18 protein-coding genes and 1 tRNA gene are annotated in these 21,911 nt (G+C 47.9%); 12 read left to right on the top strand and 7 right to left on the bottom strand.

Annotation, left to right across the window (positions count from 1 at the left end):
- The first annotated feature begins 163 nt into the window (after positions 1-163).
- From IE163_RS06070 to IE163_RS06035, 8 genes are all read left to right on the top strand, one after another.
- Positions 164-240, top strand: a tRNA-Arg gene (locus IE163_RS06070).
- 1,625 nt (positions 241-1,865) lie between these two features.
- Complete coding sequence (locus IE163_RS06065) at positions 1,866-2,144, top strand: hypothetical protein (protein ID WP_189431268.1); 279 nt, start codon at positions 1,866-1,868, stop codon at positions 2,142-2,144.
- A gap of 192 nt (positions 2,145-2,336) precedes the next feature.
- Positions 2,337-3,629, top strand: coding sequence for a PqiA/YebS family transporter subunit (locus IE163_RS06060; protein ID WP_229833450.1), 1,293 nt, complete (start codon positions 2,337-2,339; stop codon positions 3,627-3,629).
- Positions 3,626-5,299 carry an intermembrane transport protein PqiB gene (pqiB, locus tag IE163_RS06055; RefSeq protein WP_189431266.1) on the top strand — a complete coding sequence of 558 codons (1,674 nt, stop codon included), beginning with the start codon at positions 3,626-3,628 and terminating at the stop codon, positions 5,297-5,299. The genes IE163_RS06060 and pqiB overlap by 4 nt, the downstream gene beginning before the upstream one ends.
- A complete protein-coding gene (locus tag IE163_RS06050) occupies positions 5,296-5,868 on the top strand; it encodes a PqiC family protein (RefSeq protein ID WP_229833449.1) in 573 nt (190 codons plus the stop codon). The genes pqiB and IE163_RS06050 overlap by 4 nt, the downstream gene beginning before the upstream one ends.
- Positions 5,869-6,166: 298 nt before the next feature.
- Positions 6,167-6,406 carry an oxaloacetate decarboxylase subunit gamma gene (locus IE163_RS06045; protein ID WP_189431264.1) on the top strand — a complete coding sequence of 80 codons (240 nt, stop codon included), beginning with the start codon at positions 6,167-6,169 and terminating at the stop codon, positions 6,404-6,406.
- Between the two features lie 21 nt (positions 6,407-6,427).
- Entirely contained in the window at positions 6,428-8,209 is a 1,782-nt protein-coding gene (gene oadA / locus IE163_RS06040) for a sodium-extruding oxaloacetate decarboxylase subunit alpha (RefSeq protein ID WP_189431262.1), read from the top strand.
- Between the two features lie 28 nt (positions 8,210-8,237).
- Complete coding sequence (locus tag IE163_RS06035) at positions 8,238-9,368, top strand: sodium ion-translocating decarboxylase subunit beta (protein ID WP_189431260.1); 1,131 nt, start codon at positions 8,238-8,240, stop codon at positions 9,366-9,368.
- Positions 9,369-9,471: 103 nt separating this feature from the next.
- Here the strand turns inward: IE163_RS06035 and IE163_RS06030 are convergent, their stop codons facing one another.
- Entirely contained in the window at positions 9,472-10,833 is a 1,362-nt protein-coding gene (locus IE163_RS06030; RefSeq protein WP_189431258.1) for a peptidoglycan DD-metalloendopeptidase family protein, read from the bottom strand.
- A 147-nt stretch (positions 10,834-10,980) separates the two neighbouring features.
- Here IE163_RS06030 and tyrS point away from each other — a divergent pair, with 147 nt between their 5' ends.
- Together tyrS and pbp4b are read left to right on the top strand one after the other, a co-directional pair.
- On the top strand, positions 10,981-12,183 hold the full coding sequence (gene tyrS / locus IE163_RS06025; protein ID WP_189431256.1) for a tyrosine--tRNA ligase: 1,203 nt from the start codon (positions 10,981-10,983) through the stop codon (positions 12,181-12,183).
- A 30-nt stretch (positions 12,184-12,213) separates the two neighbouring features.
- Complete coding sequence (gene pbp4b / locus IE163_RS06020; protein ID WP_189431254.1) at positions 12,214-13,860, top strand: penicillin binding protein PBP4B; 1,647 nt, start codon at positions 12,214-12,216, stop codon at positions 13,858-13,860.
- A gap of 58 nt (positions 13,861-13,918) precedes the next feature.
- On the opposite strand, the gene IE163_RS06015 is transcribed toward pbp4b, so the two are convergent.
- The 3 genes from IE163_RS06015 to IE163_RS06005 are packed head-to-tail and all read right to left on the bottom strand — an operon-like array spanning position 13,919 to position 16,432.
- Positions 13,919-15,220, bottom strand: coding sequence for a mechanosensitive ion channel family protein (locus IE163_RS06015; RefSeq protein ID WP_189431252.1), 1,302 nt, complete (start codon positions 15,218-15,220; stop codon positions 13,919-13,921).
- Between the two features lie 7 nt (positions 15,221-15,227).
- Positions 15,228-16,139 carry an AEC family transporter gene (locus IE163_RS06010; protein ID WP_189431251.1) on the bottom strand — a complete coding sequence of 304 codons (912 nt, stop codon included), beginning with the start codon at positions 16,137-16,139 and terminating at the stop codon, positions 15,228-15,230.
- Positions 16,139-16,432 (bottom strand): GIY-YIG nuclease family protein, encoded by a 294-nt coding sequence (locus IE163_RS06005; protein WP_308430897.1) that lies wholly within the window; start codon positions 16,430-16,432, stop codon positions 16,139-16,141. The genes IE163_RS06010 and IE163_RS06005 overlap by 1 nt, the downstream gene beginning before the upstream one ends.
- 63 nt (positions 16,433-16,495) lie before the next feature.
- Between IE163_RS06005 and IE163_RS06000 the strand changes: the two genes are divergently transcribed.
- On the top strand, positions 16,496-17,770 hold the full coding sequence (locus IE163_RS06000) for a DEAD/DEAH box helicase (protein ID WP_189431248.1): 1,275 nt from the start codon (positions 16,496-16,498) through the stop codon (positions 17,768-17,770).
- A 44-nt stretch (positions 17,771-17,814) separates the two neighbouring features.
- Here the strand turns inward: IE163_RS06000 and ppiC are convergent, their stop codons facing one another.
- Genes ppiC through aguB form a run of 3 tightly spaced genes read right to left on the bottom strand, consistent with a single transcriptional unit; the run spans position 17,815 to position 20,102 of the window.
- The gene (ppiC, locus tag IE163_RS05995) at positions 17,815-18,093 is read right to left on the bottom strand and encodes a peptidylprolyl isomerase PpiC (protein WP_189431246.1); all 279 of its coding nucleotides are present in this window, start codon (positions 18,091-18,093) and stop codon (positions 17,815-17,817) included.
- 12 nt (positions 18,094-18,105) lie between these two features.
- Entirely contained in the window at positions 18,106-19,218 is a 1,113-nt protein-coding gene (aguA, locus tag IE163_RS05990; protein ID WP_189431244.1) for an agmatine deiminase, read from the bottom strand.
- Positions 19,215-20,102 carry an N-carbamoylputrescine amidase gene (aguB, locus tag IE163_RS05985; protein WP_229833448.1) on the bottom strand — a complete coding sequence of 296 codons (888 nt, stop codon included), beginning with the start codon at positions 20,100-20,102 and terminating at the stop codon, positions 19,215-19,217. The genes aguA and aguB overlap by 4 nt, the downstream gene beginning before the upstream one ends.
- Positions 20,103-20,387: 285 nt before the next feature.
- On the opposite strand from aguB, the gene IE163_RS05980 reads away from it, so the two are divergent.
- Complete coding sequence (locus IE163_RS05980; RefSeq protein WP_189431242.1) at positions 20,388-21,557, top strand: FAD-dependent monooxygenase; 1,170 nt, start codon at positions 20,388-20,390, stop codon at positions 21,555-21,557.
- Positions 21,558-21,911: the final 354 nt, after the last annotated feature.

Below are 21,911 nucleotides of genomic sequence, written 5' to 3'. Positions count from 1 at the left end.
GACGCATAGCTCAGCTGGATAGAGTACTCGGCTACGAACCGAGCGGTCGGAGGTTCGAATCCTCCTGCGTCCGCCATCTGAAATGGGATGTTACAAGCACTCGGCAATAATGCCAAACACGGTGCTCCATAAATAGTGTAAAAATTATAAATAGCAACACCCCGGACGCATAGCTCAGCTGGATAGAGTACTCGGCTACGAACCGAGCGGTCGGAGGTTCGAATCCTCCTGCGTCCGCCATATTCGAAGAAACCCGCTTAGATTAACATCTTAGCGGGTTTTTTGCTTTTGAGCCTGATGCTACTGACGCAGGAGGTGAGAACCTCCGTTAGGTTCGACCAATTTGCCGGGAGCAAATTGGGACAGCTTCAGCTGGCCCGAGGGGCAGGCGGCAGGATAGCCGCCAGCCATCCCTGCGTCCGCCATATTCGAAGAAACCCGCTTAGATTAACATCTTAGCGGGTTTTTTGCTTTTGAGCCTGATGCTACTGACGCAGGAGGTGAGAACCTCCGTTAGGTTCGACCAATTTGCTCCTGGCAGATTTGTCTGTCCGGCATCCATGCCGTACACGCTTTGTTTAGCAATATCGGCTCGCTGCCTGACTGCATAGGTTGATTCGAAGCGATCGTGAAAGATCAGTAAGGTGCAAACGAGGTGGTAAACGCATAGTACACTTTGCTCGGGGAGGTGTTTTCACGGATGAAAAACAGCAGCGTACAGGGAGGTATCCACAGCGTGCCCCGACAAAGTTGTACGGCGCGTTTAGCCAACGGATGCACAAATCTTGAATTGACTTAACCTAAAGTAACCGCAGATTTTAGTGTGGTGCAACGCCCTTAGCAGGGTAGTCATTTTCTCCACCGGCTTCGAGGATCACGTCCTTGTGCCCACTCAGCCTACGCAGCATCCCTGCTGCTGTTACAAAATTTTACCGCAGCCAAGGACTTAAAGAAAACGGTGAGCCATCACGAAAAGCAGCAATAGAACGAAGAGTTAGTGCTTTTCCCAGTTCTAAAAACAAAAAGTAATAATTATTTATTTTTTGTTTTTTTATGTTGAAAGTGTGGTTTCTATGTGTCAGCGTACCGGTAGTTGCTACATGCAATGTGGCAACTAGCCTTTTGTTTGTTTAAATTAAGGAAGTTTTATATGGATGTGTTACGACTTACTGCTGCCGGCTTATGCCTATTGCTGACCAGCACTGTTGTAGATGCAGCACAAAAGTCTATCAATACGCTAGCCACAGTATGTGAGGATTGCTCATGTCAACAAGCTGTTAGCTATACTAAAGCGCATGCGGCGCCCAGAATAGAATGCAGTTACGCGACCGAAGATCTGCGATCTGACATCTGAAAAATGCCATAGTGCTGAATCCCGGCATATTGTTTATAGTGCAGCAAGTCAGCAAAGTTATGGCTTTCGTTTGTATCACAGTAATCAAGGCGGGTCGTCTGATGCTCTAACACTGCAGTAAGGGATGAACCGGTAGCGGCTGAAGTGAGTCGATTGTTGCGGCTAGCGGCAGACGCAAGAGACCATTTATAGCAAGGTATAGCACAAATCCCAGCGGAAATTATTAAGCAGACAAAGCTCAGAACCAGCTGAATTTAGCACATACACCAACAGCAATGCATGTAATCAGGAGCCGCATGCCAGAGCTTTACAGGATGCCTTAAGTAGCAATCGTCGGCTCAACACACTGCAGCTTACCTCAAGTAATAGCTTAGTAAGTAAAAAGGCTGAAACGGTAAACTGGTTTAAAAATAAAGAGGGCTTAACGCTGTTTAGCCTCGATACGCTCTCGTTCGGTGTGAGCTCCTCTTCCAGTAAATTTGGCAGTGTTGCAGTGAGTGGTACTTTCAAAGTGAACGCAGAGTCCGGTACACAATTTATTACTCGTACTTACTATCCCAGTGCAGAACATGACGCAGTTAATGTCGGCTTGACACCAACATCAGCCTCTTTTTCAAAAGTGGTCGATCGAATGAATTATGCTAGTGGTACTCCGGTGACTTCTGTCGATCCTAACTTAACCTTTATCGAGGGTATTGCCCTTCGTTTTCTGATTGATGCTAAAACAGATAAGCCATTTGCGGCTAGTAAATGCGTTGATGAGAAACTTAAAGAGCTGTTGGATATTTGACCAGCAACAACCAGACTAGTGGGCGGTAAGGAGCCTGTTTGAGCAGGATATGGAGGTGTAATCACGGCATGTACTCACTTTGCTCCCTATATGGCAACAGTTAGCTAGCAAGTTCTATTAGCCTATCCACAGATTGCTCGAAATATGCTATAACAGCACTACTTACCGCGATCTTATTCTCCCGGAAACCTTGTGTCTGTCAGTAATAGTCCTGCGATCACTGCCTGCTTTGAAACAACAGCACCCATGCCCGGTGTTGAATTGGTGCTTTGCCGACATTGCGATCTTTTGCAGCATCTGCCGCAACTGCAAGAGGGTGAGCAAGCACATTGTATCCGTTGTGATCATCAACTGGACGTGCGCCAACCGCAGCCAATTTTAAGGCCGGTACTTTATGCAGCGTCAGCTCTCTTTATGATGCTGTTAACCAACTTATTTCCTTTTGTCAGTTTAGGTGTAGCGGGTAATCGCAGTGAAATGCATTTTTTTGATACCGCCACGGTATTGTTTACTGAATATCATCAGGCGTTGGCCATTTTGGTTTGGCTGTTTATTCAAGCCGTCCCAGCTTTTTGTATGGCGGCGGTAATTTATCTGAAGTTGGGGATGATTTATAAATTACCCGCCCGTATTTGGGTTGCCAGGGTACTGTTTATGTTAAAACCCTGGAGTATGGTAGATATATTCCTGATGGGGCTGCTGATCAGCTTTGTGAAGCTGGTCGCTAATACTGATATCTCACTGGGTTTAAGTTTTTGGGCGTTTTGTTTGTTTTGTTTATTGCATCTACGTACATTTCAGGTAATTGATCGGCACGAAATGTGGTCTAAGCTGGCCCCAGCACCTAAGCCTGCAGTCAATGCCATTGCCGGTTTAAGTGGTTTGGAGCAGCAATTAAAACTTTGTCAATGCTGTACTGCTGTGGTGGCGATGACACAAAGCCACTGCCCGCGTTGTGATAGCCGCGTTTATCCCCGCATCCCCAGCAGCCTGCAGAAAACGCTAGCATTATTATTTGCTGCTTGTGTGTTATACATCCCTGCCAATTTATTACCTATTATGCGTACTGTCTCTTTTGGTAGTATTACAGACTCTACCATTATTAGTGGCTTTCTATTAATGTGGCAGGATGGAGAATACCCAGTTGCACTGGTTATCTTATTGGCTAGCGTCATAATACCCATAGCGAAAATTTTAATCATGTTTTGGCTGTGTTACAAAGCGCGGCAACCGGCAGCAGCCAAAGGTAAATTTACTACACAGGTCTATTTGTTAGTAGACTGGGTTGGGCGTTGGTCAATGGTCGATGTCTTAGTAGTGGCTATTCTGGCTACCTTGGTACGCTTTGATTTACTGATGAGTGTTTACCCTGGGGTAGGGGCGCTGGTATTTGCCGCGGTGGTAGTGATAACTATGTTAGCAGCCATATGTTTTGATCCGCGTTTGCTGTGGGATCAGCATGCGGTTAAAGGAGATCGAGTGTGACAGATACGCAGTTACCACAAGCAAAGGTAAAAGGGATCCGGCAATGGTCACCCATCTGGGTTGTACCTTTAGCTGCGATGCTAATTGGTATCTGGATGCTATTTAATCATTTTCAGCAACAAGGTGCTATGTTGCTATTAATCGCGGAAGATGCGGAAGGCATTGTCGCGGGGAAAACACAGATAAAAAACCGCAGTGTTGATGTTGGTCAGGTGGTATCGGTTGAACTCAGCTCAGATCTGAACCAAGTAATGATTAAGGTAAGGATGAAGCCCAATGTGACCCCACTGCTAAATGAAGGCTCGCAGTTTTGGGTGGTCAAACCGCAAATAGGTCGTGGCGGTGTTACCGGCTTAAACACATTGCTCTCAGGGGCTTATATTGAGTTACAACCGGGCGACTCACCGCACGTTAGATTGACCCATCCGCTGCTCAATACTCCACCGGTGGCGCCACCAGATGCGCCAGGAGTTCGAGTACTCTTGCAAACGGTTAATACTAGCGGGCTGGCCGTTGGTGATCCGGTGTTATATCGTGGCTATGAGGTAGGCACGGTAGAAAGCAGTGAGTTTGATTTGATGGAGCGACGCACCCGCTATCAGCTCTACATTCGTCAGCCTTATGATGCGCTGGTGACTGAGAATGTCAGGTTTTGGCTAAGTAGCGGTTTATCTTTCGATTTATCGGCTGAAGGGTTATCGGTTGATATAGGCTCTGCGGCAACACTGTTAAGTGGCGGTGTAAGTTTTGATGTGATGGATGGCTGGCCGGTTGGCAGCAATGTGAAAAACGGTGCTGAGTTTCAGCTATTTCCAGACCGTCAAAGTATCCAGGATGGTATGTACCATCAGTTTGTGGAGTATTTGGTATTTTTTGATGAGTCAGTACGCGGTTTAAAATCTGGTGCGCCCGTGGAATATCGGGGTGTTAGAGTGGGTACCGTTACCAGTGTGCCGTTCTTTTTTGCCATGGAGAAGCCATTTGAAGTTTCGCTTAATCAGGGCATACCAGTATTAATCCGCATTGAAGCCGGTCGTTTATATGAAAACCTCACCTTACAGCAGCTAGGACAAGAGTTAGATTTGGCGATAAGCCGCGGTTTACATGCGGTATTAAAAACCGGTAATTTACTCACCGGAGCGCTCTATGTCGATTTAGATATTAATAACGAACGCCTGGCTGATACTAGGCTGCAGCAACTTTACGCTGAGCAAATTGCTTTAAGCCAGCAGGCCGGTTATCCAAACTTACCCTCGGCACGCAGTGGCTTAAGTAATATCGAGCAAAAAGTACTCACCGCTTTGGATAAAATTAATAATTTGCAGCTAGAACCGTTTCTGGCGCAAGGGCAACAAACTCTGGCCGCGACCGAGCAATTATTGGCTAGAAGTGAAGACCTTATTAGTAATTTACAGCAGCTTGTTGAAAAACCAGAATTACAGCAGCTTCCAGCCGATTTACAGCAAAGTTTAGCCGAAATACGCCGGGCGTTGGCCGGTATAAGTCCAGGTTCTGTTGCTTATGAGCGAGCTGGCAATAATCTGCAGATGTTGGATCAGGTGTTACGCGAGTTACAGCCTGTTTTAAGGTTACTCAATCAGCAAAGCAATGCGCTATTAATCAATGCCAGTGATAATGCTGATCCACAGCCGAGGAAAGCCAAAGAATGAAGCTCATACCTGCTATCTTATCTTCGACCTTACTGCTGCTGGTTGGCTGTAGTAGCCCAGCCAGTGAGGTTCGTTATTATCAACTGGTGGCACAGACACCGCCTGCTATTGATACCCGAGTTCAGCAACCGCTTGTGCTGGCACCGATAAAGGTTGCAAGTTACTTAAATGGTAGCGGTTTAGTACTGCAACAATCTGCAGTTGAGTTTAGTATTGCCCGCCAGCACCTCTGGGCTGATGCGCTGGAGCAACAGTTACAACGACAACTTACAGAATATCTGTTATTAGCGCTACCAAAACAACCACTTGCAGCTTTTAATGCCATTGGCGCCAGAACCCTGCAGCTGGAAATTGATCGCTTTTATGCCAGCGAGAGCGGGCAGGCGATAGTCAGTGGCCGTTACAATATCAGTGGGGCAGTGCTGGATAGCACTGTACCGTTTTCCTATCAGGTCGCTTTGGCCAATGATGGCTATCCTGCTATGGTCCAAGCCTTAAGCTTGGGCTGGCAGCAGTTATTGCAGGAGCTTGTTGCTGCGCTAGCCGTCACTCATTCCTCGGTTGAATGAGGTAAAGCTGTTAGGCGTTACCTTACACCCTAATATATCGCCAGAGGTAAAGAAAGTTTTTGCCTCTGGTTGACCTCTTGATGTTCAATGCTATTTAGACGGCTAGAAATATATATGTCTTGATGGTTGATTGTCCGCGGTAAATCGTATAAAAATAACAATACCAAGTATCACTGTAATTTATTTTCGTGTGCCGGGGCTTTAGGCCATACTGTATCAATACGCTTTTGGGCGCAGCTTGGCGGCTGCCCATCGCACAGCTACTGTTGTGCCCGGCATTTATACTGGAGAGATATTGATGGTTGCAGATTTACTGTTAGAAGCGGCTGGCTTAATGCTGATCGGCATGGTGACCGTTTTTACCTTTCTATTTGTGTTAGTTTTGCTACTGCAATTAATGAGCAAAGTAATACAGCGTTATTTTCCAGTAAAGGTAGTGGAAAAATCGCACAAGATTGAAGATTCCAACAACGGGGTATCCCCGGCCATCATCGCTGCAATTAGTGCTGCAGTGCATCAATACCGTCAAAAACAATAAACAGACCAAGAGGATACTGGCATGACGAAGCCTTTGCTATTAACTGAACTGGTGTTGCGTGATGCACATCAATCTTTGCTGGCCACGCGGGTTCGCTTGGAAGATATGCTGCCCATTGCCAGTAAATTGGACAAAGTAGGCTATTGGTCGGTTGAATCCTGGGGCGGCGCGACCTTTGATGCCTGTATTCGTTATCTGGGAGAGGATCCCTGGCATCGTATTCGTGAACTAAAAAAAGCTATGCCGAACACCAAACAACAAATGTTGTTACGTGGCCAAAATTTACTAGGTTATCGGCACTATGCGGATGACGTGGTTACGCGCTTTGTCGAGCGGGCGCATGATAACGGTGTCGACGTATTCCGTATCTTTGATGCGATGAATGATATCCGCAATTTACAAACTGCGGTGCAAGCTGCCATTAAAGTCGGCGCCCATGCCCAGGGTACCATTTCTTATACCGTTAGCCCGGTGCATACCGTAGATATGTGGGTCAATATGGCCCGGCAATTGGAAGATATGGGCTGTGATTCTATCTGTATTAAGGATATGGCCGGTTTATTAAAGCCGTATGATTGTGAAGAGCTGGTGACCCGCATTAAAGAGGAAGTGAAAATTCCACTGGCGATGCAATGCCATGCGACCACTGGCTTAAGCACCGCGACCTATCAGAAGGCCATTGACTCCGGTATTGATATGTTAGATACCGCTATTTCCTCGATGAGTATGACCTATGGTCATAGCGCCACTGAAACTTTAGTGGCGATAACCGAAGGCACTGAGCGGGATACTGGTCTTAATCTGGAATTATTAGCCGATATTGCCGCTTATTTTCGTGATGTGCGGAAAAAATATGCGCAGTTTGAAGGCTCACTAAAAGGCGTTGATGCCCGTATTTTACTGGCACAGGTACCAGGTGGCATGTTAACCAATATGGAAAGCCAATTAAAAGAGCAAGGTGCGCTGGAAAAATTGGATGCGGTACTCAAAGAAATCCCGCGGGTGCGGGAAGATCTGGGTTACTTACCTTTGGTGACACCTACCTCGCAGATTGTAGGTACCCAGGCGGTATTAAATATCTTAACCGGCGAGCGTTATAAGAGTATTACTAAAGAAACAGCGGGCGTATTAAAAGGTGAGTACGGTGCCACACCAGCGCCGGTAAATGCTGAATTACAGCAAAAAGTATTGGCAGGTGGTAAAGCCATTACCTGTCGTCCAGCTGATGTATTAACCCCCGAGATGGATAAACTAACGGCAGAGCTCAATGAGCTGGCTAAAACCGAAAATATCGATCTGGCCGCGGATATCGTCGATGACGTGCTCACCTATGCTTTATTTCCGCAAGTGGGCTTAAAATTTTTGAAAAACCGTAATAATCCAGCGGCCTTTGAACCGGCGCCAGGCGCCGTTGCTGAGCAAGCCAGCAAACCTGCGGTGAAGACGGCTGTAAGCCAAAGCGGTCCTGCCGCTTATAGCGTGCGGGTTGATGGCAAGGTATATGAAGTAGAAGTTGCACCCACTGGCGAGCTTAGCAGCGTAAAACCGGTGGTGTCCGAGAATATCCCAGGCAGTGCATCGGTAACCGGCAGCGCTACCTTAAACGCACCTTTGGCCGGTAATATCTGGAAAATTGTTACTAAGCCAGGCGCCAGCGTAAAACGCGGCGATGTGGTGATTATTATGGAAGCAATGAAAATGGAAACAGAGGTGCGGGCCGTATCGGATGGCACTGTGGCGAAAATTCATGTCGCAGCGGGTGATGCCGTATCGACCGGTGATGTGTTAATCAGTTTTGATTAACCTGAACTTGCGATAACAAGGATTACTGATGGACGCTATTCAGACACTGATTGCTTCAACCGGTCTGGTGCACTTTACACCAGGCCAGGTGGTTATGATGCTGGTTGGGGTGGGCTTACTGTATTTAGCCATTGCCCGCGGTTTTGAGCCTTTATTGCTGCTACCCATAGGTTTTGGCGCTATCCTGACCAATATTCCGTTGGCGGGTATGGGTGAGCCTGGCGGTATTCTCTATCTGTTTTACGATATGGGTATCGCCTCTGGCTTATTTCCGTTGCTGATTTTTCTTGGTGTGGGGGCGATGACCGATTTTGGCGCTCTGATCGCCAATCCGCGCATGCTGTTTCTCGGTGCAGCGGCACAGTTTGGCATCTTTGCCACCCTGTTTGGTGCTATTGCCCTGAACTGGGTGCCGGGTTTAAGTTTTACCTTAAAAGAAGCCTCGGCTATTGCCATTATCGGTGGTGCTGATGGTCCTACTGCTATCTTCCTCGCATCGCGTTTAGCGCCCGATTTACTGGGTGCTATTGCTGTGGCGGCATACTCCTATATGGCGTTAGTACCGCTGATTCAACCGCCGATAATGCGTGCGTTAACCACTGAGAAAGAGCGTAAAATTCAGATGACGCAATTACGGGTGGTCAGCAAGCGTGAGAAAATTATTTTTCCGCTCCTTTTATTGTTACTAACCATCTTGTTATTACCTACAGCTGCACCCTTAATTGGTATGTTTTGCTTAGGCAATCTGATGAAAGAGTGTGGTGTGGTTGACCGGCTCAGTAAAACCGTGCAAAACGAGCTAATCAATATAGTCACTATTTTCTTAGGCTTGGCTGTGGGCTCGCGGTTAAGTGCTGACTTGTTTTTAACCACGCAAACGCTCGGCATTCTGGTGCTTGGCATGGTAGCGTTTGCCATCGGTACTGCAGCGGGCATTTTAATGGCGAAATTAATGAGTAAGTTCTCTACCCAGCCGATTAATCCGTTAATTGGTTCGGCAGGTGTATCAGCTGTGCCTATGGCCGCCAGGGTATCAAATAAGCTTGGCTTAGAAGCTGATCCACATAACTTCTTATTAATGCATGCCATGGGGCCGAATGTCGCGGGTGTTATCGGGTCGGCAGTGGCTGCAGGTATTCTGTTAGCCTTGGTAGGTTAACTAATAGCAGGTAATAAAAAAGGTGCTACGGCACCTTTTTTATTACTTTGCTGGCAAGTTATCTACACCTTAAGCTTCGTTGTTTCAACACCATTACTATGTATTAGTTGCTGGCGCTTTGCGCCGTATTGTTACTATTCTGCTTAGCAAGATACGCTTGTTGTTGGCTTTGTAACTCACCCAAAATCAGGTTAACCTGTTGCTGAAAGGCTTGGCGCTCAGCACCACTTAACGGTGTGGCTTGCGGCAGTTTTACGGTGCGGGGATTACGATGCACGCCGTCTTGTAAGAACTCATAGTGTAAATGTGCGCCAGTAACCCTGCCTGTAGCCCCTAAGCGGCCAATAGTTTGCCCTTGGCGTACCCTGTCACCGCTTTTTACGTCGCGTTTTGATAAGTGCAGATATTTGGTGACGATATTATTGGCATGTTGAATAAATACATAATGACCATTTACCCCATTATAGGCTGAATGGGTTACCCGGCCATCACCCGCGGCCATAATAGGTGTACCAACAGGCGCCACATAGTCAGTACCATTGTGGGCGCGTACCGTGCCTAACACTGGGTGTAAACGACGCGGATTAAAATTAGAGCTGACATACTGAAAACTAACCGGGGCCCGTAAAAAAGCCTGACGCATGCTGTTGCCATCCGGTTTATAAAAGTTACCATCGGTATGGCGAATAGCCTGATAAACCTGACCTTGATTACTAAATTGCGCTGCAATAATTTGGCCGCGACCAAGATATTCGCCTTCGACATATTCCGCATTAAAAATAACGCTAAAGCTATCACCGGCACGAAGGTCCAGCGCAAAGTCGATATCCCAGCCAAAGATGCCGGCCAATAACATAATTTGTGCTTCGCTTAAGCCCGCATTTAACCCTGCATTCCAAAAGCTGCTGCGTATTTCGGCAGTAGCAAATTGCTGGCGCTGTTCAATGGCTTTTTTAACTTCAGCAACCTTAAAACGGCCATTGTCTTGCCGGCTAACCTGCAGTGTGGTTAAGCGATCCATGGCATAGCGCAGTTGTTGTAATTCACCTTGCTCATCCAAGCCAAATTCTAACTTTTCGCCAGGAAACAACCGGGTTAGGGTGCGGGTTGTTTTACCTAAGTCGAGTATTTGTAGCATGGTTTGTTGATTCACATTGGCTTTGCGAAATAAGGTCGACAAAATATCACCCGGTTGGACCTCAAGCGTAGTCCAGTTTAGGCCAAGTGCCTCCGGCGGTAAGTCTGTTAAGCTATCGTCCAGTTCGGGCAGTGCCGTCAGTGAGGTTTCTTCTGGTAGATCTAACTGCACGCTATAACGTTTGCCCACTTCTAGGGCACTTTGCTCGGCGCCTCTGGACGCCGCAGCGCGTTCTGATGGTAATAACAATAAAATCGCGATAAAAACAGAAACCAACACGATAAGCAGGCGGTGGCGAGAAGGAATTTGAGCGACGAGTTGCTGCATAATAAGAAGGCTATCTGAAAGTGCACAAAAAGCGAGCATATACCGTTTTTTTCGAAGATACCAGACTTTTGTGCGTTTCCCCCTGCCGGAACATGCTATAGAATGGCTGTTCTGTAAGCAAAAACTATCTATTGTCAGGAGTTGAAAATGGCCGATTGGGCGCAGGCATTAGCGGAATTAAAACGCGGTTGCGAGGAAATTCTGCTCGAAGAAGAGCTTATTGCCAAGTTAAAAGAAGGCAAGCCTTTAAAAATCAAGGCGGGCTTTGATCCTACGGCACCTGATCTACATTTAGGCCATACGGTTCTGATCAACAAGCTGCGTGCCTTCCAACAACTGGGTCATGAGGTTATTTTTCTGATTGGTGACTTTACCGGCATGATTGGCGATCCAAGCGGTAAAAATGTCACCCGTAAGCCATTAAGCCGGGAAGATGTGCTGGCGAATGCTGAAACCTATAAAGAACAGGTTTTTAAAATTCTCGATCCGGCGAAAACCCGGGTAGCCTTTAACTCGCAGTGGATGGGTGAGCTCGGCGCAGCGGGCATGATTAAACTGGCCTCGCGGCAAACGGTGGCGCGGATGTTAGAGCGCGATGATTTTAAAAAGCGTTTTGCCAACAATCAGTCGATCTCCATTCATGAGTTTTTATATCCGCTGGTCCAGGGCTGGGATTCTGTTGCTCTGGAAGCCGATGTAGAAATGGGCGGTACCGATCAGCGTTTTAACCTGTTAATGGGCCGCGAGTTACAAAAAGAAGAGGGCATGCGCCCGCAAACCGTGATGATGGTGCCGCTGTTGGAAGGGTTAGACGGTGTGCAAAAGATGTCAAAGTCTTTAGGCAACTATGTTGGCATTACCGATGCACCGAACGACATGTTTGGTAAAATTATGTCCATCTCCGATGAGTTGATGTGGCGCTACTATGACTTACTCAGCTTCCGCCCGGTAACTGAGATCCAGCAACTCAAGCAAGACGTGCAAAATGGCACTAACCCGCGCGATGTAAAAATTGCTTTAGCGAAAGAAATTATTGCGCGTTTCCATGATGAGGCAGCGGCAGAAGCGGCGCATCAGGATTTTACCCAGCGTTTTAGTAAAAATGCCTTGCCGGATGAGATGCCAGAGCTAACGGTTACTTGTACCGCCGATAGTATGCCAATTGCCAATTTGTTAAAAGAGGCGGCGCTGGTGGATAGTACTTCTGAGGCGATCCGCATGATTAAGCAAGGGGCGGTGAAGCTAAATGGCGACGAAAAAGTCGAAGATGCCAAACTAGAGATTGCCAAAGGTACGTGCCAAATTTATCAGGTAGGTAAACGCAAGTTTGCTAAGGTCACCCTTAACTAACTCAGAGAACACAATAGCGAGGCAGGCAGTATGCAACGAAAATTTTTTTTGATACTGGCTGGCTTGCTGAGCCTGTTAGTTGCGTGTTCAAGCACCGAACAGACAAGCACTGTTGTTAGCAAACCCGCAGTTCAGCCCCTGACTGCGGCAGAGCAGCTAGCGCTGGCGAGCGGTACAGGACAGTTGCAGTTAAGCTGGCCAGAACAACGCAGTGAACGCGTGGCGTTAAATAACCGCCGCCGCTTTTTAGCCTATGCTGGCCAGGGCGAGTTGCTGGTAAATATGCAGCAGGCAACGGAACTGCTGCTAGAAGTGAATCAGCAAGTGCTGCATTTACAGCGCCCGAGCGATGGCAGTCCTTTTAAAGTGGAGTTAGCGGACTATACCCGTAATGGTGAAAATCGCCTGCAGTTAGTGGCGGTGACACCTACGGATGCAACTGTGCAGCTTAGTCTGCCTTATCCTACCTTAAGAAGCGATTTAGAACGCGACAGTGCGGCTTTTCGCGAGGTTGATCAATTAATTAACGCAGAAGTGGCCGATGGCTTTCCTGGTGCCGTGCTGTTAGTGGTAAAAGACGGTGTGGTTATTAAGCATACGGCATATGGTTATGCGCAGCGTTACAACAGTGATGCACAACCACTGGCAGAACCTGTAACAATGCAACCTGATACGTTGTTTGATATCGCCTCTAATACCAAGATGTATGCCACTAACTATGCGTTGATGCGTTTGGTTAGCGAAGGCAAACTTAATGTCAATTTACCCATTCAGCATTATTTTCCCGAGTATCAGGGCGATGGCAGAGAGCAGCGCACAGTGAAAGATTTACTCTATCACACGGCTGGTTATCCGCCTGAAGTGCATTTTTTCCGGCCAGATAACCGGCATGGTCCAGCGTTTTACTCGTTAAATAAAGCCCATACCGAACACCTTATTTTAACTCAGGTACCCTTTGCCACTGCACGGGGGCAGCAAGCAGTCTATAGCGATGTCGATTACATGCTGTTGGGGATGCTGATAGAGCGCATTACGGAGCAGCCATTAGACCAGTATCTGGAGCAGCACTTTTATCAAGCTTTGGGGTTAAGTAATACCGTGTTTAATCCGTTACTAAAGGGTATCGATAAAAGCCGACTCGCGGCCACCGAGTTAAATGGGAATAGCCGTGGCGGCAGGGTCGATTTTCCGGCTAATCGTCAGGGGGTGATACTTGGCGAGGTACATGATGAAAAAGCTTACTATTCCTTTCAAGGGATAGCAGGGCATGCGGGTTTATTTAGTACTGCCCATGATTTAGCGGTATTGATGGCCGTTGCTATGCAAGGTGGCGGCTATGGCTGGCAGCAGTTTTTTGATCAAGCCACCTTGCAGCAGTTTATTAGCCCTTCACCTTATGATCATAAATTTGGTTTAGGCTGGCGTACGGCAGTGCAGGGCGATTTGGCCTGGCATTTTGGCGCCTATGCAAGCGATACAGCATATGGCCATACTGGTTGGACGGGCACCGCTACTGTTATCGATCCAGCACAGCAATTAATGGTAGTGTTATTAACCAATAAAAAGCATAGCCCTATTGTAGCTGATGGCGACAGCTATCGTTTCATGGGTGATAGCTTTGAAACCGGGCGTTATGGTTCTATTCTCACCTTAATTTATGAAGCAGTGCAGCGCTAACCAGCGGCGCCAGATAGCGGCTATTAGCGCATTTTGCGCCGCAATCTAATGTCAGCTGTTAATCTTGTTCAGGCTTGTCTAAAGGCGGCCAGCCTGATTTAATGTGTAAATCCCGCTGTGGGTAAGGGATAGTAATATGGTGTTGTTTAAAGGCACGCCAAATAGCCAGGTTAATATCTGATTTTACCGCCCCGGTACCTTTTTCTAAATCGGCAATCCACACCCTTAATTGCAGTTCAATACCACTGTCGGCAAATTCCATTAATCGTACCGTTGGAATAGGATCCCGCAGCACTCGCGGTGATGCAAAGGCGCATTCCAGCATCAGTGCCATAGCTTGTTCTGGATCGTCATCGTAGCTAATTTGCACTTTAATAATCACTCGTACGTTAGGATCGGCATAGCTCCAGTTAATTACTTCTGAGGTGATCAGGTTTTCATTGGGGATCAGGGTATCAACGCCTTCGCGATTGCGCACTACCACATAACGGGCATTCAGTTGTTCTACCCAGCCAAATTTATCGCCTACTGTAATTATGTCCCCAGGTTTGATTGAACGGTCTAATACCAGAATAAAGCCGCTAATAAAGTTAGAGGCGATTCGTTGTAAACCAAAACCTAAACCAACGCCAAGCGCACCGCCAAAAACCGCTAATGAACTTAAGTTAATGCCTACTGCGTTTAAAGCCAGTAGGAAAGCTAAGGTAATCAGTAAAAACTTGCTAAATTTAGCAAAGCCTACGCGCATGCTAGGGCTAATATGGGAAGATTGAAGTAGGCGTTTACTAATCAGCTCGGCCAGCCAAATCGCGATAGTAAAGGCGAGTGCAATCATAAACACCAGTTTTAATATCGATAACACGGTGATCCGTGTTTCGCCGATAGTCATCGCCAGACTATCAAGCATTTCTAAAACTAAAGGTAGCCATCCGGCTAAATGCAGTAACACCGCAAACCAAATTAAACCCGCCAGGAAATTTTCAGACGATTTAAGCAGCGGGCTTACGGTAAAGGCTTTTCGTAAAATATAAATCGACAGTCGGATGAGCGCCAAGGCAAGTAAGATGGGCACCGCTATCTGCAGCAGCTGCATTGGTAAGTTATACCATTCAAATATCGCTTTAATTGGCAGTAACAGTAGCATAGCACTAAGTGGCCATAGCAGGCGTTGCAGGCTCCTAACGGCTATGTGCCTAAATCCCACAGATTGCTGATTTTGTGCTTCAAGTAACAGTTGCAGCTTTTTATTTGCCATGGAAGCTAATAAGGCTGCGACACTGAGTGCCAGCAGTTGCCACCAATAAATAGGTTGCTGCAAGGCATTGATAATACTTTCGAACCAGAGATTAAACTTTTCCATCTTATCCTTATTGAGCGTGTTGCAGCAGCCAAAATACTATGGGTAAGCTAACCAGGCCGGCTAAAATACCAAAACCAATGATGCCGCTGACCAGTCGTGGTGCTAGGCCAGCCATAATCGCAATAGCACCGGCTGAGATCATGGGTGGCATGGCTGCCTGGAAAATACTAATTTGTACGGCCAAACCTTCTTGCCCCAGTGTAGTCCAGATAAGCCAAGCAGCAAACGGCATTAGCAGCAGTTTAATACTCAGTGCGCTAATCAGGGGCGATACCTCACTTTTACTAAAGCGGAAACTGAGCTGAAAACCTACTGCTATCATCACTACCGGCACCAAGGTAGCGGCTAAATTATTTATTAGCGCGTTAGCTAGTGGCGGCATACTGATATCTCTGATCAGTAAGCCAACAACCAAGGCAATAAAAGAAGGGAAGGCGATAATTTTCAGTAGAATCGCTTTGGGTGTCGGCTTAGCCATGGTGGGGCTATAAATAGCGGCCACGATAGTCACGTAGGTGGCCAAAGCAATAAAAGAGCCGACTTGATCGTACACCACCGCATAGGGCATCGCGGTTTGACCGAATAACGCTTCTGTCATCGGAAAGCCCAGAAACGATGTATTCCCGAGTGGCAGCACTACTAATAATGCCCCAGTGACTTCACGTGACCAACCCAATAACCGGCTTAGGATAAGCACCACTGCAACAACAATTAATAGCAAAAGCCAGGGGGTGACGGCCGGGATCAGCAGCGCCAAGGAGAACTCCAGCAGCGTAATATTTTTTAAAATAAGCGCAGGTAGTGCCACGTAGAGTACGTAGATATTCAGCACCAAACCGCTATTTTCGGGCATGGCAGGCAGACGTCTTAGCAACATACCAATTAGCAGATAGGCTAAAACCAGATAAAAATTTTCCATTATTGCTCGCTAATAAGCAGCTCTTTTGCTGCTTTGCTTTGTTGTTTTAATTGGTATTCGGCTTTACTGGCACTGGCTCGATCCGCATAGGCTTGTTGATAGACCAACTGCAGTGGCCCTTTACCACGTAAGGCTTTCGCGCCGCCTTTTAGCTCACCGCTATGCTGGCGTATACGCCTTGGCGGATCCACACTAATACCGGTATAGAGTTGGCCGCTGGCTGTGCGTACCATATAGAGAAACCACTGTTGTTCGTTCATAAGCGTGGAAAAATACCCAGAATATCTTGTCACAGGTGCATCTGCTATAATCCTGCATTAATCTAAGTTAGCGATAAAGACCTTTTGGAATTAAGCATGTCGTTTCAATCTTTGGCCCTTTCTGAGCCTATTTTACGCGTTTTGGCAGAGCAGGGCTATGTTAGCCCGACACCGGTACAACAACAAAGTATTCCGCAGATTTTAAGCGGTAAAGATGTGTTGGCTGGCGCGCAAACCGGTACCGGTAAAACCGCTGCTTTTACCTTACCATTGCTGCAACAGCTGCTCAATGCGCCGAAAGTCTTAAACAAGGCACAGGTGCGGGTTCTAGTGCTAACCCCTACCCGTGAACTGGCTCAGCAGGTTTTTGAAAGCGTACAAACCTATAGCCGCCATCTGCCGGTAACTAGCGCCGTATTCTATGGTGGGGTATCAATACGCCCGCAGTATGATGCTGCCGAGCAAGGGTTGGATATACTGGTCGCCACACCAGGGCGCTTAATTGATCATCTACATCAGGAAACAGTGGATTTAAGCCAACTTGAAGTATTGGTGCTGGATGAAGCCGATCGCATGCTGGATATGGGCTTTATTGTTGATATAAAACGTATTATGGCCAAGCTGCCCGTAAAGCGGCAGACTTTATTATTCTCCGCCACCTACTCAAAAGACATTAAACAGCTGGCCGATGCGCTGTTAAATCAACCCGTATTAATTGAAGTGGCGGCAGCCAATGCCACGGCAGACAGGGTTACCCAGCAGGTGTATCTGGTCGATCGCCATCGTAAGCGCGAGCTTATCTCACACGTAATTGGTGCCCGCAATTGGCAACAGGTGCTTATTTTTGTGCGTACCAAACACGGCGCCGATCGCTTAGCCAAGCAGTTACAAAAAGATGGCTTAACTACCGCTGCTATCCATGGCGATAAAGCCCAGGGCGCTCGGCAGCGCGCCTTAGATGAGTTTAAACAAGGCAAGGTACGGGTGCTGGTGGCTACCGATATCGCTGCCCGTGGCTTAGATATTACCGAGCTGCCTTATGTAGTGAACTACGACTTGCCGCAAGTGGCGGAAGACTATGTACACCGGATTGGCCGCACTGGCCGCGCTGGGTTAAGTGGCGAAGCAGTAACGCTAGTAGGGCCGGATGAGTTGGGCGCGCTACAAGATATTGAAAAGCTGACACAGCAAGTATTACCAACGCAAATTTTACCGGGTTATGAGCATGATCCGCATTTCAAAGCACCGAATGAGCCGACAGAGCGTAAGCCTGGACAGCGGCCGGCAGGCAGGCAGGATGCTGCGGCAAAGCGGCAATCGGCAGGGAAGTTAAAAGCGAAGTTACGTGCCAAAGCGCTGGGTAAAGCCTAGCCTACCCGGAAGGTATGGCCGCACTTATTGCTGCGGCTATGTTATTAGTTTCGATAAAGGGTTTTAATCAGGTGAAAACCAAACTGAGTTTTTACTGGCCCGAGTATTTCCAATACCGGGCCTTTAAATACCGCATCGTCAAAAGGCTTTACCATCTGCCCTTTACGAAACTCCCCTAAATCACCGCCTTTTTTCCCAGACGGGCACAGCGAATGTTGCTTGGCCAACTTGCCAAAGTCGGCGCCTTTTTGCAGTTGCAGTTTAAGCTTATCTGCTTGTTCTTTGGTCTTTACCAAAATATGTAAGGCGCAGGCTTTGGCCATGTTATTACTCGCTTAAGCTAAAGGTTGCTGTTGGGTAATACAGTGAATATTCCCGCCGCCAAGCAGAATTTCCCGCCCTGGCACTGTCACCACTTGATGCTCAGGGAACAGTTGCTGCAGCACTTCTGCTGCGACCTTATCGTTCGGATCATCAAAGGTTGGCAGAATTAAGCCGCCATTACATAAATAAAAATTAATGTAAGAGCCGGCCAAGCGGGCATTGGCTTCGCGTGGAATCGCCGCCATCGACTGATCAACCGACGCATATTCTTCGGCTTTGGCGATAATAGGTGCCGGCACCGGTAGCTTATGCACCTTGATTTTACGGCCTTTAGCATCGGTACTGGCTTCTAAATAATCCAATGCCGCTTTGCTACGGGCATACTGCGGATCGCTTTCATCGTCAGTCCAGGCTAACAGCACTTCCCCGGGTTTCACAAAGCAGGCCATATTATCAACATGCCCATCGGTTTCATCGTTAAAGATGCCGTCTTCTAACCACAGCACTTTTTCAATGGCCAAATGCTCACGTAGCATGGCTTCAATCTCTTCCCGGCTTAAATGCGGGTTACGGTTGGTATTGAGCAAGCATTCGGCCGTAGTCAAGAGGGTGCCTTCACCATCGACATGAATAGCGCCGCCTTCCAGCACAAAGCCTTCAGTGCGATAGCGTGGCAGTTGCTCTATACCTAAAATCTTGCTGGCGACTTGATCATCACGATCCCAGGGGAAATATAAACCACCATTTAAGCCGCCCCAGGCGTTAAAGGTCCAATCGACACCCCGCACTTCGCCTTTGCCATTGGTAACAAAGGTTGGGCCGGTATCACGACACCAGGCGTCGTTATTGGAGATCTCGACTACCCGAATAGGAAACTTGGTTTCTGCTGTACTTAGCTGTGCATAGGCATTGGCATACTGCGCGGCAGAGACGCCAACAGAAACCGGTTCAAAGCCAGCAATGGCTTTAATCACTGTTACAAAGGCGGCTTGTGCTGGCTTAGCGCCTAAGCGCCAGCTGTCGGTGCGCTCGGGCCAAATCATCCAGGTCTGCTTATGCGGTGCCCACTCGGGCGGCATGCTAAAGCCATCTTGCTTGGGCGTTGACGTCAGTGTTTGGCTCACTTGCTGTTCTCCGGGTTAACTTTGCCATCTTTGGTCAGCAAAGTATCGTAGATATCGATACGGCGATCGCGGAAAACGCCCCAGGCGCGACGGGTTGCGGCCACTTCGTCTAAGTCAAAGGTGTGTACTAACACGGCTTCGTCAGTTTCGTTAGCTTCTTGCACTTTGGCGCCAGTATGGTCAGCAATAAAAGAGCTGCCATAGAAGGTAATAGAGAAGTCACCTTCGGTTTCAGTACCAATGCGGTTAGACACGATAACCGGTGTTAAGTTAGCGGCGGCGTGGCCCTGCTGGGTGCGCTGCCAGTGATCACGTGAGCTAATGGTCGGATCATGTGGCTCACTGCCAATAGCCGTTGGATAGAAAATCAGCTCAGCGCCCATTAAGGCCATACTGCGCGCGCACTCAGGGAACCACTGATCCCAGCAAATACCTACGCCTACTTTAGCGTAACGGGTATCCCAAACTTTAAAACCAGTATCACCTGGGGTGAAATAGTATTTTTCGCTATAGCCCGGGCCATCAGGAATATGGCTCTTGCGGTAGATGCCCATATTGCTGCCGTCCGCATCCAGCATCACCACAGTGTTATACAGGCAGTTACCGGCGCGTTCATAAATGCTGATCGGTAATACCACGGCCAGCTCTTTGGCAACCTTAGCAAAGTGTTTAACAGCAGCATTTTCAGCTACGGGTACGGCAAATGCTAGATAGTCAGGCTTTTGCTTTTGGCAAAAGTAGTTACGTTCAAACAGCTCTTGGATCAGGATAATCTGCGCACCTTGTGCTGCGGCTGCACGCACCAGCTTATCTGCCCGGGCAATATTTTCTTCAACATTCCAGCCACCAATCATCTGGGTAGCAGCAACGGTTACATTACGCATCAGCCATCTCCAATTCAGTTTTTCAATAAGGGTCAGTGATAGGCAAATTCAGCAGTGAAAATTAAGCTGTATCTGGCTTAGCACCGTATTTGTAAAGTATAACAGGGCGCGCAAAATGCCGTATTTTCCGCCGGTCGTCAATATTTTTTACGGTTATTTGATCTGGCTGTTTTGCGCGCTGCGAAATTGTTGTTAACCTTAGCAAAATTTACCAGAAATTACCTGCCAATTTTGTACCCCTAGGGTGGTTACCCTGCTACTTGCAGGTTATAGAGGAAAACATAAATGTATGACACAGATGTGATCATCAGTGGTGGTGGTATGGTAGGGGCGGCATTGGCTGTCGCTTTGTCTCAAGCTGGGCTAGCGGTGACAGTGTTAGAGAAACAGCAACCCACACCATTTGCTGCCGATAGCGCGATCGATTTGCGGGTGTCTTCCCTAAATTTGCGCTCCGAGCGTTGGTTAGCGACCTTAGGCGCCTGGCAAGATTTACAACAGAAGCGGCTTTGTCCTTATCAGTTTTTGCAAGCGGGTGAAGGCAAAGCGGCGGTACGTTTTGCCGCCAGCGAGATTGCTGAGCCGCACCTGGGGCATATTGTTGAAAATAATTTGGTGCAGCTGGCGCTTTGGCAACAGTTTAACGAACAGGTACAGGTGGTTACCGATACCCAGATCGTGGCATTACAACAAAGCGATAGCTCGGTAAGTGTGACACTCAGTGATGATAGGGTAGTAACTGCAAAATTGCTGATTGGCGCTGATGGCGCACACTCTGCCGTTAGGCAATTAGCCGGTATTGGCACCCAAGGCTGGCAATATCGGCAGGCCTGTTTAGTGGCCTATGTTGATACGCCGTATCCGCAACAAGATATTACCTGGCAGCAGTTTTACCCAAGCGGTCCTCGCGCCTTTTTACCTTTACCTGGCGCGCAGGCGTCATTGGTATGGTACGACGAAGCGGCTAAAGTTAAGCAACTGGCTCAGCTTTCGCCTGCTGCGTTAGAACGGGCCTTTATTGAGGCTTTTCCTGACGAATTAGGCGCGGTGAAATTAAAAAGTTCAGCTTGGTTTCCCTTGGCGCGGATGCAGGCACAGCAGTACGTAAAAGGGCGGGTGCTATTAGCAGGCGATGCTGCCCATACCATTAATCCGTTAGCCGGGCAGGGCGTTAATTTGGGCTTTGCCGATGCCATGCTATTGGTTGAACTTATTAGCGCTAATCTGCAAGCCGGGCGTGATCTGGCCGATAGCGCTAGCTTGCTGCAGTATCAGCGGCAGCGTAAGCTGCAAAATAGCTTAATGATGAGCGCGATGGATGTCATTTACCAAACCTTTAGCCGTGATTCAGATGCGCTGAGTTTTATCCGGCAGCAGGGGCTGCGGTTAGCGGCCAATGCCGGCGTGGCGAAGCGGCTGCTGACCCAATATGCGGTAGGAAATGGGGTGTTTTGAAAAACACCTCCCCGAGCAAAGTGTACTAGGCGTTTACCACCTCGTTTGAAATTTACTGATCTTTCACGAGCGCTTCGAATTAACCTTTGCAGTCAGGCAGCGAGCCGATATTGCTAAACAAAGCGTGTACGGCATGGATGCCGGACAGGAGCCTACAGGGATGTATTCACGGCGTCTTTGTGTGCAATATCGGCTGCAAGCAGCCTGACGGTTCGACTAAAACGATCTAACAGAAAAACGTCGAAGCCAGTGGAGAAAATTACTACCCTGCTAAGGGCGCTGCGCTGATCTTGAATCTGCTGTTACTTTAGGTGAAGCAGGTTTCAGATTGGTGCATCCGGCGGCTAAACGCAC

It is taken from the genome of Alishewanella longhuensis, assembly GCF_014653435.1.
Taxonomy (GTDB): domain Bacteria; phylum Pseudomonadota; class Gammaproteobacteria; order Enterobacterales; family Alteromonadaceae; genus Alishewanella; species Alishewanella longhuensis.
The sequence above is the reverse complement of the archived record's forward strand: the minus strand, read 5'-3'. Positions and strand labels throughout refer to the sequence as shown.

Excerpts from the sequence above, each read along its gene's own strand:
- IE163_RS06045 (WP_189431264.1), top strand. The coding sequence starts at position 6,167 with ATGGTTGCAGATTTACTGTTAGAAGCGGCTGGCTTAATGCTGATCGGC.
- aguB (WP_229833448.1), bottom strand. The coding sequence starts at position 20,102 with ATGCGTAATGTAACCGTTGCTGCTACCCAGATGATTGGTGGCTGGAAT.
- ppiC (WP_189431246.1), bottom strand. The coding sequence starts at position 18,093 with ATGGCCAAAGCCTGCGCCTTACATATTTTGGTAAAGACCAAAGAACAA.
- oadA (WP_189431262.1), top strand. The coding sequence starts at position 6,428 with ATGACGAAGCCTTTGCTATTAACTGAACTGGTGTTGCGTGATGCACAT.
- IE163_RS06050 (WP_229833449.1), top strand. The coding sequence starts at position 5,296 with ATGAAGCTCATACCTGCTATCTTATCTTCGACCTTACTGCTGCTGGTT.
- IE163_RS06030 (WP_189431258.1), bottom strand. The coding sequence starts at position 10,833 with ATGCAGCAACTCGTCGCTCAAATTCCTTCTCGCCACCGCCTGCTTATC.
- pbp4b (WP_189431254.1), top strand. The coding sequence starts at position 12,214 with ATGCAACGAAAATTTTTTTTGATACTGGCTGGCTTGCTGAGCCTGTTA.
- IE163_RS06010 (WP_189431251.1), bottom strand. The coding sequence starts at position 16,139 with ATGGAAAATTTTTATCTGGTTTTAGCCTATCTGCTAATTGGTATGTTG.
- IE163_RS06015 (WP_189431252.1), bottom strand. The coding sequence starts at position 15,220 with ATGGAAAAGTTTAATCTCTGGTTCGAAAGTATTATCAATGCCTTGCAG.
- IE163_RS06035 (WP_189431260.1), top strand. The coding sequence starts at position 8,238 with ATGGACGCTATTCAGACACTGATTGCTTCAACCGGTCTGGTGCACTTT.
- tyrS (WP_189431256.1), top strand. The coding sequence starts at position 10,981 with ATGGCCGATTGGGCGCAGGCATTAGCGGAATTAAAACGCGGTTGCGAG.
- IE163_RS06000 (WP_189431248.1), top strand. The coding sequence starts at position 16,496 with ATGTCGTTTCAATCTTTGGCCCTTTCTGAGCCTATTTTACGCGTTTTG.
- IE163_RS05980 (WP_189431242.1), top strand. The coding sequence starts at position 20,388 with ATGTATGACACAGATGTGATCATCAGTGGTGGTGGTATGGTAGGGGCG.